At 63.1% G+C, this 12,757-nt stretch carries 10 protein-coding genes; 3 read left to right on the top strand and 7 right to left on the bottom strand.

Translation table 11 applies throughout. The features are described from left to right. Positions 1-44 precede the first annotated feature (44 nt). Together ACLEJP_RS04285 and ACLEJP_RS04280 are read right to left on the bottom strand one after the other, a co-directional pair. A complete protein-coding gene (locus tag ACLEJP_RS04285) occupies positions 45-605 on the bottom strand; it encodes a hypothetical protein (protein ID WP_440777648.1) in 561 nt (186 codons plus the stop codon). Between the two features lie 93 nt (positions 606-698). After that, entirely contained in the window at positions 699-1,667 is a 969-nt protein-coding gene (locus ACLEJP_RS04280) for a DNA-binding protein (protein ID WP_440777647.1), read from the bottom strand. Positions 1,668-2,271: 604 nt separating this feature from the next. Between ACLEJP_RS04280 and ACLEJP_RS04275 the strand changes: the two genes are divergently transcribed. Further along, the gene (locus tag ACLEJP_RS04275; protein WP_326431187.1) at positions 2,272-2,829 is read left to right on the top strand and encodes a TetR/AcrR family transcriptional regulator; all 558 of its coding nucleotides are present in this window, start codon (positions 2,272-2,274) and stop codon (positions 2,827-2,829) included. An 85-nt stretch (positions 2,830-2,914) separates the two neighbouring features. Here the strand turns inward: ACLEJP_RS04275 and ACLEJP_RS04270 are convergent, their stop codons facing one another. From ACLEJP_RS04270 to ACLEJP_RS04260, 3 genes are read right to left on the bottom strand one after another with little or no spacing between them, the layout of a single operon-like run. Continuing rightward, positions 2,915-4,318, bottom strand: a complete 1,404-nt coding sequence (locus ACLEJP_RS04270; protein ID WP_440777646.1) for an efflux transporter outer membrane subunit — start codon at positions 4,316-4,318, stop codon at positions 2,915-2,917. Next, positions 4,318-7,443, bottom strand: a complete 3,126-nt coding sequence (locus ACLEJP_RS04265; protein ID WP_440777645.1) for a multidrug efflux RND transporter permease subunit — start codon at positions 7,441-7,443, stop codon at positions 4,318-4,320. Before ACLEJP_RS04265 ends, ACLEJP_RS04270 begins: the two co-directional genes overlap by 1 nt. Positions 7,444-7,458: 15 nt before the next feature. Continuing rightward, positions 7,459-8,592 (bottom strand): MexC family multidrug efflux RND transporter periplasmic adaptor subunit, encoded by a 1,134-nt coding sequence (locus ACLEJP_RS04260; RefSeq protein WP_440777644.1) that lies wholly within the window; start codon positions 8,590-8,592, stop codon positions 7,459-7,461. 64 nt (positions 8,593-8,656) lie between these two features. Here ACLEJP_RS04260 and ACLEJP_RS04255 point away from each other — a divergent pair, with 64 nt between their 5' ends. Further along, positions 8,657-9,265, top strand: coding sequence for a TetR/AcrR family transcriptional regulator (locus tag ACLEJP_RS04255; RefSeq protein WP_440804637.1), 609 nt, complete (start codon positions 8,657-8,659; stop codon positions 9,263-9,265). A gap of 46 nt (positions 9,266-9,311) precedes the next feature. Here ACLEJP_RS04255 and ACLEJP_RS04250 read toward each other — a convergent pair whose 3' ends face one another. Beyond that, positions 9,312-10,565: a PucR family transcriptional regulator gene (locus ACLEJP_RS04250; protein ID WP_326431181.1), complete on the bottom strand. Its 1,254-nt coding sequence runs from the start codon at positions 10,563-10,565 to the stop codon at positions 9,312-9,314. Positions 10,566-10,803: 238 nt separating this feature from the next. Between ACLEJP_RS04250 and ACLEJP_RS04245 the strand changes: the two genes are divergently transcribed. After that, a complete protein-coding gene (locus tag ACLEJP_RS04245; protein ID WP_326431180.1) occupies positions 10,804-11,673 on the top strand; it encodes a phytanoyl-CoA dioxygenase family protein in 870 nt (289 codons plus the stop codon). Positions 11,674-11,789: 116 nt separating this feature from the next. On the opposite strand, the gene ACLEJP_RS04240 is transcribed toward ACLEJP_RS04245, so the two are convergent. Beyond that, positions 11,790-12,752 carry a WD40/YVTN/BNR-like repeat-containing protein gene (locus tag ACLEJP_RS04240; protein WP_440777642.1) on the bottom strand — a complete coding sequence of 321 codons (963 nt, stop codon included), beginning with the start codon at positions 12,750-12,752 and terminating at the stop codon, positions 11,790-11,792. Positions 12,753-12,757: the final 5 nt, after the last annotated feature.

The following is a 12,757-nucleotide window of genomic DNA, read 5'->3' as shown; positions in this document are numbered from 1 at the left end:
CGGCGCGACTGTGTCTCCGATTGCAGCGACATTTGCGCACTGACTCAGCGTGCTAACAGCAAGATGATTAGCATCAGCCCGGCGAACAACAGGCAAGCGCTCGCCAGCCCCGCTTGTTTGATCAATCGGTCCAATTTGCGATCCAGCCCCTGCACCTGACGTTCGAGTGTATCGAGTCGACTGAAAGCCGCCTCACCATTGGCCTGATTGGTATTGGATTCCTGGTCGGTTGAGCTGCGATCACTGTGCGTGGCGATTAAGCTTCCGCCTGCCCCAGTAGAACCGATCGTAATCATCATGAGCAGCATCTTGACGTTATCTGCCCAGTGCGAGCCTTCCAATGCTTGTTTGAATACCAAGTCGTAGGAAAACTGGATCATCACGCCATACGCAATCAGAAAGAAACCTTTGAGAAAGCGGTCGTCGCGGTTGTCGACTAAAAAGATGAAGACGGTAAAAGCGCCCATCAGGTATGCCATCGCGGATGCATCTATCCCGAAGAAGCGGTATGTGATCCAGCTCTGAATGACATTGAGCAACAGGGCCAGGAGCAAGCCCGGCTTTGTAGACAGCCAGTGCCACAGGTTCTTTTTTGCAGACGACAACTACTTTACTCCGGCTGTTGGCGGCGAGAGCTACCCGCGTGATTGGCGAGAGGTTCAAACATACTGAACCGGATGAATTGCGCATTTTCTGAATCATCCGCGACTTTTCACTGAGCGCCGGGGGCGGCTGGCCAGCGCCTCAGCGCGGGCTTCGGCTGCGATTGCCCGCTCACGGGCTGCGACCAATTCTTCGCGCACAGCCTGCAATGCAGCTTGCAGGGAATGAACCTGTTCACCCGTGGTCCTTGCTTGTTGCTGAGCCTGTTCTAGCTGCGTGGTCGCTAACTGAGCTTGGCTACGCACCAGTTGTGCCTGTTCCCGGGCATCGGCCAAGGCCAGTTGATGCGCTTCCGCGCTCTGCTGGGCCGCACTGAGCCGGCCCTGAGCGTCCTTGAGTTGTGTGCCCAGCGCCTTGCCTTCCTCGCGGGCCCGATCAATTTCGCGATAGGCCCGGTCTTCGACGTCACGGGTGTAACGCTGCTGTTCGTCTCGCGCTCGCTCCGCCTGCTCGCGACTGTCCAGTAGCTGTTGCTGAAGCTCGAGCAACTGGTGGCGACCATCATCGCGCTGCGCCTGGAGTTCGTCCCGCTGGCGGCATAGGTCGTCGATCTGCGCCTGACGCTGAACCAGCAACTGATCCAGGTCAGACAGGCGGGTTTCGACGCCTTGCCGTGCGGTAACGGCCTCGGCTGTCTGCTGCCGCGCCTGGACCACCTCCAGGCGGGCACGAGCCTCCAGAGCACTCAGCGCTTCGCGCTCATCGGCCAGGACCTGGCGCTGGCCGGCCAACCCCTGCTCGGCCAGCCCCTGAGCCAAGGTGGTTGCCTGCTGCCAAATGGCCACAAAGGCCTGCGCCACTTCCGCCGGCAATCCCGGCAGGCGGGCTTCGCCGCGCAGGCGGCCGGCCAGTTGTTCCCACCATTGATCCAGCAAGGCGCCAACCCGCGCCGGACTGCCCCGCCCCAGTTCCAGGCGCACGCGCTCCACGGTGGGCCGCTCGCCGCGGGCGAGAACTGCGTCCGCGGCGGCAAACACGTCGTTTTCCGGTACGCCTACTGCCATGCCCTGCCCTCCATCCTTTTAGGTCTGATAATTAAATCTTATCCGATCTAATCGCGACAAAAACTAATTTATAATACGTTCAACGTATGAAATAATACATAATTACTAGGAATTGCCGTCTCAGTTCCCCTGGCGGTAGAAGCAGTGGCGCCGCGGCCGAGGCGTTAATCACCGCTTGCCCGTCGTGGGCGCCCGGTTTGAGATCGCGACGCCAAAAGGTCCGAGTTGTTGGCGGCGGCGATCGCGGTGATCGCGCAAGAAGGCTATGGCGGCGCTGCCTTTCGAATCCGAGTCCGTTAGCGCAGAGCGCGGGAAGGCCTTGATTGACGCCTTTATTGTCATGATTTCCTCATCCAAAATCGCCAAGTCCTCAGTCGCCTTCCCTAATCCCGGCGCCATCCCAAGAGTGCTTCACTCTGCCCCTGAACTTCGCCGCCTCCCTCGTTCTGGCACACCGAAAGAGGCGGTGCCGGTACACGTGCAAGCAAGCACCCGTACGTCTACGACCTGCAAGCCCTGTTTGAGCCATTATTTACTCAAATGGGTGTCCTATGAGTCGTTTTCCTTCACAATGCTTGCACGATATGCAGTGTGGAATCTTCTGATGCACCTCCCTACCGATGAGCGCCTGCTCAAAGCGCTGGCCGACGCGATCGTCGTCCACCCCCGAGCCACATTGAAGGAGCTGGCCGAGGCGGCGGGCGTGAGCAAGGCGACCCTGCACCGTTTCTGTGGAACCCGTGACAACCTGGTGAATATGCTGGAGCGCTATGGCGACCAGGTCCTCTCTCAGGTCATCGGCAACGCTGACCTGCACGGCAGCGACCCCAGCGCAGCCCTGCATCGCCTCATCGTCGAGCACCTCAAGCATCGCGAGATGATGATCTTCCTGCTCTTTCAGTACCGCCCGGACTCGTTCGACGACAGCGAGGCGAACCGCCCGTGGCGGGCCTATGCCGACGCACTGGATGCCTTCTTCCTGCGTGGCCAGCAAGCGGGCGCTTTCCGTATCGATATCAGCGCGGCGATCTTCACTGAAATGTTCCTGAGCATGGTGTACGGCATCGTCGATGCCGAACGACGCGGGCGAGCAGCCAGCGCGACATCCGTGCAGACGCTGGAGCTGCTATTCCTCGACGGCGCTGCGGCACCTGCTCGCTGACCTGCCTTCGCCAGCCCAAAAAAAGGCCCCAGGACATCGGTCTCTGGGGCCAAGTGGCTGGACATGCCAACCAAAGGAGGCTGTTTCAGCCCTTGCCCGGCCAGCCGCCACCGAGTGCGCGGAACAGGTCGACCAACGCAAGCTGGCGCTGGGTACTGGCTTCGATGAAGGCTGCTTCGTTCACGTAGCTGTTGCGCTGCGCGTCCAGATAACGCAAATGGCTGTCCACCCCACCCTCGTACCGCGCCTTGGCCAATGCCAGCGTCGCACGGCTGGTGTCGACCAGGGCCCGGCGCGCGGTTTGTTCGCGGCGCAGGGTGTCGGTGGCAGCCAGTGCGTCGGACACTTCGCGGAAGGCGACCTGGATCACGCCTTCATAGGCGGCCACGGCCGAGTCCTTATGTGCCTCGGCCAGGCTGAGCCCGGCACGGTTGCGCCCGGCGTCGAACAACGGCAGTGACAACTGCGGCATGAAGCTCCAGCTACGCGAGCCACCGTCGAACAGCCCGGACATCTGCGCACTGGCGGTCCCAAAGCTGCCGGTCAGGCTGATACGCGGGAAAAAGGCTGCCCGCGCCGCGCCGATATCGGCATTGCGCGCACGCAGCCGGTGTTCGGCAGCGAGGATATCGGGACGGCGCTCGATCAATGCCGACGGCGCGCCCGGCGCAATGTCATTGAGCACCATTGGCTCATCTGGGCGCTCAACGGGCATCGCCTTGGCCGCCTCGGCGCTGCCCAGTAACAGCACCAGCGCGTTGTAGGCCTGGCGCTGCTGGCGCACGGTGACTTCAAGCTCGGCACGAGACTGCTCGACCAGCCCCAACGCCTCCTGATGGTCCAGCGCCGTGGCCGTGCCGGCAGCGCGACGCTCACCGACCAACGCCAGAGAGTCCTCGCGGCTGGCCAGGGTCTGGCGGGTCAGCGCCTGGCGCCGCTCGGCACCGTCCAAGGTCAGGTAGGCCTGGCTCACCTCGGCGATCAGGGCGATGCGTGCGGCACGCCCGGCTTCCTCGGTGGCCAGGTACTGCTCCAGGGCCGCATCGCTCAGGTTTTTGACCCGTCCGAACAGGTCCACTTCATATTCCGGCAATGACAAGCCCACCTGATAAGTGCTGGTGACGCCTTCGCGGCCATCGTTCGAAAGTGCCGAAGGCAGGTGCTGGCGATTGCCCGCGGCGCTGGCGTTCAGCCCAGGCACCCGGTCGGCCCGCTCGATCCGGTATTGGGCGCGGGCCTGCTCGATGTCGAGCAGGGTCTGGCGCAAGGAGCGGTTGTTGTCCAGCGCACTGGCGATCAGCTGACGCAGCACCGGGTGGACAATGAAAGCCTGCCACTGCATCTGCTCCACCGAACGGCCGGCATGACCGGCAGCATCGCCCCATCCGGCCGCCACCGGTGCTTCTGGGCGCTGATAGGTGGGCGCCAGGGAGCAACCGGTCAAGGTCAAGGACAGGACCAAGGGAAGCACACGATTGAATTTGATCATCACTTGGCGACCTCGACCGGTTGCTCAGGTGCGGGCTTGCGCTTGAGCAGCGTCAACACCCAGACGAAACAGATCGGCACGAAGACCACGCCCAACAAGGTGGCACTGAGCATGCCGCCGATTACGCCGGTGCCGATGGCGCGCTGGCTTGCCGCCCCCGCGCCGGAGGCGATGGCCAATGGCACCACGCCGAGGATGAACGCCATGGAGGTCATCACGATCGGACGGAAACGCAGGCGCGCGGCCTCGATGGCGGCGTCGCCCAGGCTGTAGCCCTTCTCCCACAGTTCCTTGGCGAACTCGACGATCAGGATGGCGTTCTTCGCCGCAAGGCCAATGATGGTGATCAGCCCGACCTTGAAATACACATCGTTGGGCATGCCGGTGAGCGTCACCGCCCACACCGCACCCAAGGCACCAATCGGCACGATCAACATGACCGTCAGCGGAATCGCCCAGCTTTCGTACAGCGCCACCAGCAGCAGGAACACCACCAGGATGGCCAGGGCGAACAGGCTGGCCGCCTGGCCGCTGGACACCTTCTCCTGGTAGGAAAGGCCCGTCCAGGCGTAGCCGATACCCGGCGGCAGCTCGCTGACCAGACGCTCCATCTCGGCCATCGCCTGGCCAGTACTGTGCCCCGGCGAAGCGTCGCCGGCGATGCGGATGGACGGGTAGCCATTGTAGCGCACCAGTTGCACCGGCCCCTCTTCCCACTGGATGGTGACGAAGGCGCTGAACGGCACCTGCTCGCCGTTGGCATTCGGGGCATAGAGGCGCAGCACGCTTTCGGGGGTCATGCGTTCGCCTTGCTCAGCCTGCACCACCACGCGCTGCTGGCGCCCGGCATTGGTGAAGTCGTTGATCACCGCCGAACCGAAAGCAGTGGCCAAGGTGCTGTTGATGGCCTCGAAGCTCACCCCCAGCGTTCGGGCCTTTTCCCGGTCGATGTGCACGCGCAGCTGCGGCGCCTCGGCCAGGCCTTCCATCATCGCGTAGAGAATCACCGGATTGCCGTTGGCACGGGCCAGCAGTTGGTCGCGGGCGGCGAGCAGTGCTTCACGGCCAAGGCCGCCACGGTCCATCAGGCGCAGGGCGAAACCGCCGGAGTTGCCCAGGCCGTCGATGGGCGGTGGCATGACCGCGGTGATGGTGCCGTCACCGTTGGCGGCGAATTGTGCGTTGATCGCTGCCGTTTCCGCCTCCGCCGATTGTGTCTTGTCACGCTGCGACCAGTCCTTGAAGGTGGGGAACGCCAGTGCTGCGTTGTCGCCCTGGCCCGAGAAGCTGAAGCCGCTGACGATGAACGAGTTGGCCACCGCCTCACGAGACATCAGGAATTTCTCCAACGCCTCGGCGGTGTAGTCTGTACGTACCCGGCTGGCGCCCGGCGGCAGCTGTACGTCGACGACGCTGTAGCCCAGGTCTTCAGCCGGCACGAAGGCCTCCGGCAAGCGCAGGTAGGAATAGCCCAGCACCACCAGGATGCCGACATACGCCAGCATCCAGCGCCCGGCACGCGCCACCAGCTCGCTGTTGAGCAGCGAATAGCGCTCGGTGATACGGGCGAAGCCACGGTTGAAGGCGCCGAAGAAACCGCCCTTTTCATGATGGCCATGGGGCACTGGCTTGAGCAGCGTGGCGCACAGTGCAGGGGTGAAGGTAAGGGCCAGGAAGCCGGAGAACAGGATCGAGACAGCCAGAGACACAGAGAACTGCTGATAGATCACCCCCACCGAACCGGACATGAACGCCAAAGGCAGGAATACCGCCGCCAGCACCAGGGTAATACCAATAATGGCCCCGGAAACCTGCCCCATGGCCTTGATGGTCGCCTCCACCGGCGACAGGCCTTCCTCGGCCATCAAGCGCTCGACGTTCTCCACCACCACGATGGCGTCGTCCACCAGGATGCCGATGGCCAGCACCATGCCGAACATGGTCATCATGTTCACCGAAAAGCCGAGCAGTTTCATGATCATCAGCGTCCCGAGCAGGCACGCCGGTACCACTATCGAGGGCACCAGGGTGTAGCGCACGTTCTGCAGGAACAGGAACATCACCAGGAACACCAGCACCATGGCTTCGATCAAGGTGTGGATCACCTTCTCGATGGCCACGTCGACGAAGCGCGAGGTGTCGTACGGCACCGAATACTCGACCCCTTCGGGGAAGAACTGCGACAGCTCGGCCAGGCGCTCCTTGACCTGCGTCGCTGTCTGGATGGCGTTGGCGCCCGGCGCCAGCTGCACCGCGCCGGCCACCGCCGGGTGGCCATTCAGACGTGCCGATAGGTTGTAGTTCTCGCTACCGATGGCCATGCGCGCAACATCACCCAGACGCACGCTGGAGCCATCCGGGTTGGCGCGCAGGACGATGCCGGCGAACGCCTCTGGCGTGTCGAGGGTGCCCTGCACGGCCAGGGTCGCGGTCAGCTCCTGCTCGCTGGCGCCCGGCGTGCTGCCGAAGCTGCCGGCCGGCACCTGGACGTTCTGGCCGCGAATCGCCGCGTTGATGTCGTCGATGGACAGGCCATAACCCACCAGCTTCTGCGGATCCACCCAGACGCGCATGGCCGCTTCGGACGCGAAGAACTGCAGCTTGCCCACGCCGGGCACGCGCAGCAGTTCGTTGTTGATGTTGCGCGCGGCATAGTCGGCCAGGGCCGTGGTATCGCCACGGTTGCCGACCGTGCTGGTCAGGGCGTAGATCAGCAGGAAACCGGAGCTGGCCTGCTCGACTTTCAGCCCTTGGGTCAGCACCGCCTGAGGCATACGCGCCTCGGCCTGTTTCAAGCGGTTCTGCACATCGACCTGCGCCATGTCCGGATCGGTGCCAGGCTCGAAGGTCACCATCACTTCGGCCACGCCGTTGGAGTTGTTGGTGGACTCGTAGTACAGCAGGCCCTTGGCGCCGTTGAGCGACTGTTCGATGATGCTGGTCACCGACTCCACCATGACCTTGGCCGAAGCGCCGGGGTAGGAGGCAGTGATGGAAATCTGCGGTGGCGCCACATTGGGGTACTGGGCCACGGGCAAGGATGGAATCACCAGCAATCCTGCCAGTGAAATGAACAACGCCACGACCCAGGCAAAGTTCGGGCGACGGATGAAAAACCTGGACATCTCACGTTCCTCGCGTCACTGGGCGGCAGCCGTTTGTTGCTGTGCCGGCGCCACCGGCATACCGGGAGCCAACCCTGCCGGGCTACCGACGATCACCTGATCACCTGGCTTGAGCCCTTCGTTGATTTGCCAACGCGAGCCTTGCATCACACCGGTTCGCACGACGCGTGCCTCGGCGATGCCATTGGCGGCGACCATGACCCGTGCCTGGCCATCGCTGCCTCGCTGGACCGCACGCTGAGGAACCAGGATGGCGTGGTTGTCGGTACCTTGAGGTGTGCGCACGCGCACATACATGCCCGGCAAGAGGATGCCGTCGGCATTATCGAAACGCCCACGCAGGACGACCTGGCCGGTACCGCGGTCCACACTCACATCGGTGAACATCAGCTCGCCTGAGCGCTGGAAATCGGTGCCTTCCACTTGCGCGGTCAGACCCTGGCTGTCGGCCGAGAGTGCGCCGTCCATGACCGCCTGCCGCAGGCGCAGCGCGTCAGCAGCAGATTGCGTGAAGTCGATGTAGATCGGGTCCAGTTGCTGTATCCGTGCCATCAGCGTCGCCTCCCCCTGCCCCACCAAAGCGCCTTCGGTGGCCAGCGCACGGCCAATGCGTCCGGAGATCGGCGCAGTGACAGTGGCGTAACCCAGGTTAAGGCGTGCGGCCTGCACATCGGCCTGCGCGGAACGTACTGCCGCACGGGCACTGCGCAACTCGGCAGTGGCGCTGTCGAAGTCCTGCTGGCTGACCGCCTCGATCTTGACCAGCGGCTCATAGCGTTTCACACGTGCCAGGGCTTCCTGCTGCACGGCCTGGGCACGGGCGAGGTCCGCCTCGGCGCGGGCCAGGGCAGCCCTGAACGGCGCCGGGTCTATCTGGAACAGCATATCCCCCGCCTTGACGTCAGCCCCTTCCTCGAAGCGCTTGTGCAACACGATACCCGGCACCCGCGCCCTTACCTCTGCGACCCGCATCGGCTCGACCCGGCCCGGCAACTCAGCGGCCAGGGTCACCTGCTCGGAGGCCAACGTCACGATTTCCACCGGGTAGCTCGCGTTGGCTGCGCCGTCCTGCTCTGCTGCGGGCTCGCACCCGGCCAAGGTAATCGCCACGGCCAGTACGCCCACTCTTATCGAACCTGTCTTGCCCATCACTCACCCGAGCCTTGATTGAAAACGGGGCGAATGCTACTTTTCAAACCCATATGAGTCAATTATGTCTCACAAAAATCAAAAAAGACTCCTCATGACCAATTCAGGCTTCCCTCCTTCATCGCTTTCCACCAAGCTGGTGAAGGCCCTCTATGCCGCTGCCGCCTTGCGACCCAGAGCGTCCATGGGTGAACTGGCGGCGTTGGCTGGCATCAGCCGGGCTACCTTGCACCGTTACTGCGGGACGAGAGAAAACCTCGATAGCCAGCTCGAACAGCACGCCAAAAACACGCTCATGCAGATCCTCGACAACAGCGGCGCGCTGGCTTCCACAGAGCCCCTGGCCGCGTTGCGTCAGCTGATTCGCGAACACCTGGCCCAAGGCGAACTGATCGCCTTCCTGGCTTCCCGTTACCCTGTGCACATGAGCGTGCAACACGACCTGCGGCTCTATCTGGAAACGCTCGATGCGTTGTTCTTCAGCGGCCAGCGACAGGGTGTATTTCGAGCGGATGTCACCGCGGCGCTGCTGACCGAGATGTTCGTATCGCTGTTGCACGGCATGGTCGATGCCCGCCAGCGAGGGCATGCGCCAATAGAGCGTGCAAAGATGCTGGAGAACGCGTTTCTGCAGGGCATTGCAACGCGGGCGCCCTGTTGGGCGCCCGCGTAGGGCAACCGCCGTTAAGCGCTATTGCGCCAAAGGAAGGGGATAACTGCTATTGCTCGTCGCCATCGAGCGGCGTACTCCAGATCACCAGCTCAAGAGCGGCGGCGATCTGGATGCGATGATCGGCAAGCGGGACAGGCAGCAGGTCCTGGGCGCGCTCCAGTCGGCGCAGCAAGGTATTGCGATGGGTGCCCAGCACCTCGGCGGTCTGGGTGATGTTGCAGCCGTTGGCCAGGAAGGCGTGCAACGAATGCTGAAGCACCGTGGGTTCGGTCGCCAGGCGCCCCAGGGTGCTCAAGACGAACTGCCTGGCCGCGCGGGCATCCTGGGTCATCAACGACACCATCCTCACCTGATCGATCGTGGCAACGGCGGGGGAACCCGCCAAACGGCCCATCAACCGCTGGGTGGTCAAGGCTTCCAGGTGCGAGCGCCGGAACCCATTCATCCCCGCGCCCGCCGAACCGATTGCCGCGCGAATCTTGGGAAATTGTCGAGTGACGCCTTGCAGCAGGTTCAGGTCCAGCGGCTTTGCCGCACTGCTCCAGGCCCACAGGGTCGCAGTGCCCGCAAATACGATCAGGGGCGCTACCGTGCCCGTGAGCTGCGCCAGCGCACGCGCCATATCTTCCAGGGGGCGAATCTCGGCGTCCGGGGTTTCGCTCCAGACGAGGCAGGCATGGTGTCTCTGCGCAAGGCTGTAGCCCAGTCGCCTGCCGAACTGCTCCGCGTCCACATCCCTGCCATCGAGCAGCCGGCTGACCAGGCTGCGTTTATCGACAGGATCATCATGGGCGTGGGCGCTCTTTTCTTCGAGGATGATCTGCGTCACCACACGCATGTTGCTGTCGATGAATTCCGAGATCGAACGCGACGAGACCTTCAGGAATTCCTCGAGCACCACGGGATCTTGCGTCAGGCTGAAGGCCATCTTCATCCAGAGGTCCCAGGCTGCGTTCTGTGTCGACCTTGCAACATTCATCAGCAGCTCGGACAGCCCCCTGCGGGCGAGCTCCCTGGCCGTGTCCACCATGTCAGCAGACACGTAGGGCTCCACCGGCTCACCAGGGCGCTGCAGGTTGGCATTGGCCCAATGCAGCAACTCTGCCCGGTTGGCGCGCCGGCACGACGCGAGGATAACCGGGTCCTCCAGCAACCTGGCATCTTCGGGTGAAGAGAACAGTGACTGGTTCAGCCGCTCGACCCACTCAGGTGGCAGCGCCTGAGCGAGTTCGGCGCCTTTGCGCATAAGCTCGCGAACGGCTTCCGAGGGGCGTGGCCAGGGCGATGGCGTGCTGGTCATGGGCGGTGCAAATCACTCAAAAATCGGCTGGAAAATGGTGCAGTTCGTACCTTGGCGCAGGGCCAGTGCAAACCTAGCATGAACGCACTGCCTGAACAAAAAGAACAAGGAGGCACCGTGGCGCTCCATGTCCCTTTCCTGGGTTTAGCGCAGTAGCAAGCAGGCCTGTTTCCTGATGCCCGTTGACCAAACGTCAACCCGCCTGCGCAACCGTTCCTTTCAATCCGGAGTGTTCTCAATGTCAGCCTCTCGCGACTCCACGCCAAGCCTGCCAGTTGTAAGCCGCTCGACTTGCGCGCAAGAAATTGCGCTGCTGAGCGACCAGGCAGGTGCCGTGATCATCCGCAACTTCATGACCCCTGAACAAGTCGCACGAATCAACAGCGAACTCGACGCCCCCCTGGCCGCGCTCGATGCCGGCTCCAGGCACGAGCACGCGCTGATCGCCGAGTTCCATGGCCACCAGACCAAACGGCTTACCAACCTCGTCACTCACAGCAAGACCTTTCGTGAGGAAATTCTCGATGACGACCTCTTTCACGAACTGGGGAACGTGCTTTACGCCCCGGAGTGCGGTGACTGGTGGCTGACCACGGCCCAGTTGATCGAGATCGGCCCAGGCAACAAAGCGCAAATGCTGCACCGTGACATGATGCAGTACCAACCGTTCGTGGCCATGAACAGGCATGCACCACGCGCCATCACCAACCTGATGCTGGCGCTGACCGATTTCACCGAGGAAAACGGCGCCACGCGCTTGATCCCCGGGAGCCAGGACTGGGATGACTTTTACGACACAGGCACCCCAGAGATGACGATCCCCGCCCTGTTGAAAGCCGGCGATGCCATGCTGTTCGGCGGGAAAGTCGTTCATGGCGGCGGTGCCAACGTGACCGCCGACCATTACCGTCGCGGGCTGACCATCCCTATGCAGGCTTCGATCATCACGCCTGAAGAAGCCTACCCGTTGATCGTGCCGCTCGAGCTGGTACGCACGCTTTCTCCACGGGTCCAGAAGATTCTCGGTTTCCGCTCCCAATACCCCAATGGCAGCCCTGGCCTTTGGCAACATAACTACGCAGACCTGGCGGATTACCTTCAGCTCTAGCGTCCAGCGTTGACTTGCCTGGGCCTGATGGTGCCACGACCACCCAGACGCCCAGGCAAGGAAACACGCCAGGCATCGCTTTGCGATGCCTGGCCTCTGAACGAGTGGCCGGCCCTTCACTCCTGGCAGGGCATAACCCCTCGGCGTGAAAACAAGACAGGTACGCCCTCGGCGTTGAACAACGCCGCCGTCAGTGAAAGGCCATCAGCGGTCTGCGTTTCCTGAAAACTGTGCCCGCCATCGCTGCTCTGCACGCTCAGCCCATCCAGCCCGACCGCCAACACACGAGAGCCCGCTACCGCTACGCTCGTGACAGAGCCTTTGCTTTGCGTTGGCACTCGGCGAAAGCCCTTGCCGTCCGCTGAACCCTGCAACAGGGTGCCGCGCTGGCCACCCAGCAGCAGACGCCCATCGGCCAGTACTGCGCCAGACCACAGGGTGCCTTCGTAGCCGGTATCCAGGTAACGCCAGTTCTTCCCCTGGTCTTCGGAATGCAGCACCTGCCCATGCTCGGCCGTGGCGTACAGCCTGCCGCGGCTGTCGGCAAACAACCCCATCAGGTTGAGGTCGGCCCGCTTGGCCCCCGGCGGAGCCTGCAGCGGCTGCTCAGCCCACGTCTGGCCCCCATCTTCGGTCGTCAGCACCAACGACCAGAGGCCTACTGCAACACCCTGCCGGGCATTGAAGAAGTGCACCGCGAACAGTGGCCGGTCTTCTTCGGTGGCCAGTCGCTGGGCCTGCCAGGACTCCCCGCCATCGGTGGTGGCCAGGATCGCGCCCCAGTGGCCAACCGCCCAGCCGCGTTTGGCATCCACGAAAGACACGCCCGTCAATGGCGTGGACAGCGGTACCGACCTCGCCTGGCGCCACTGCATGCCCTGATCGTCGGACAACAGCACGACACCGTGGTCGCCCACGGCCACCATGCGCGCCCCCGCCCAACCGGCGGCCAGCATGGTGGCCTGCGTGGCATTGCTCGCCTGTACGGCCGGTACGGCCTGCAACGGCGCGGCCTGAAGAGACATCAGCGGCATTGCTGCTGCGAGCAAGGCTGCGGTGAATGAAACCCTGAACTTCATGCTTC

This window comes from Pseudomonas sp. SMV7 (assembly GCF_052041995.1).
Classification (GTDB): Bacteria; Pseudomonadota; Gammaproteobacteria; order Pseudomonadales; family Pseudomonadaceae; genus Aquipseudomonas.
This window is presented reverse-complemented; position numbering and strand designations above follow the sequence as displayed.

Excerpts from the sequence above, each read along its gene's own strand:
- ACLEJP_RS04280 (WP_440777647.1), bottom strand. The coding sequence starts at position 1,667 with ATGGCAGTAGGCGTACCGGAAAACGACGTGTTTGCCGCCGCGGACGCA.
- ACLEJP_RS04275 (WP_326431187.1), top strand. The coding sequence starts at position 2,272 with ATGCACCTCCCTACCGATGAGCGCCTGCTCAAAGCGCTGGCCGACGCG.
- ACLEJP_RS04270 (WP_440777646.1), bottom strand. The coding sequence starts at position 4,318 with ATGATCAAATTCAATCGTGTGCTTCCCTTGGTCCTGTCCTTGACCTTG.
- ACLEJP_RS04265 (WP_440777645.1), bottom strand. The coding sequence starts at position 7,443 with ATGTCCAGGTTTTTCATCCGTCGCCCGAACTTTGCCTGGGTCGTGGCG.
- ACLEJP_RS04260 (WP_440777644.1), bottom strand. The coding sequence starts at position 8,592 with ATGGGCAAGACAGGTTCGATAAGAGTGGGCGTACTGGCCGTGGCGATT.
- ACLEJP_RS04255 (WP_440804637.1), top strand. The coding sequence starts at position 8,657 with ATGTCTCACAAAAATCAAAAAAGACTCCTCATGACCAATTCAGGCTTC.
- ACLEJP_RS04250 (WP_326431181.1), bottom strand. The coding sequence starts at position 10,565 with ATGACCAGCACGCCATCGCCCTGGCCACGCCCCTCGGAAGCCGTTCGC.
- ACLEJP_RS04245 (WP_326431180.1), top strand. The coding sequence starts at position 10,804 with ATGTCAGCCTCTCGCGACTCCACGCCAAGCCTGCCAGTTGTAAGCCGC.
- ACLEJP_RS04240 (WP_440777642.1), bottom strand. The coding sequence starts at position 12,752 with ATGAAGTTCAGGGTTTCATTCACCGCAGCCTTGCTCGCAGCAGCAATG.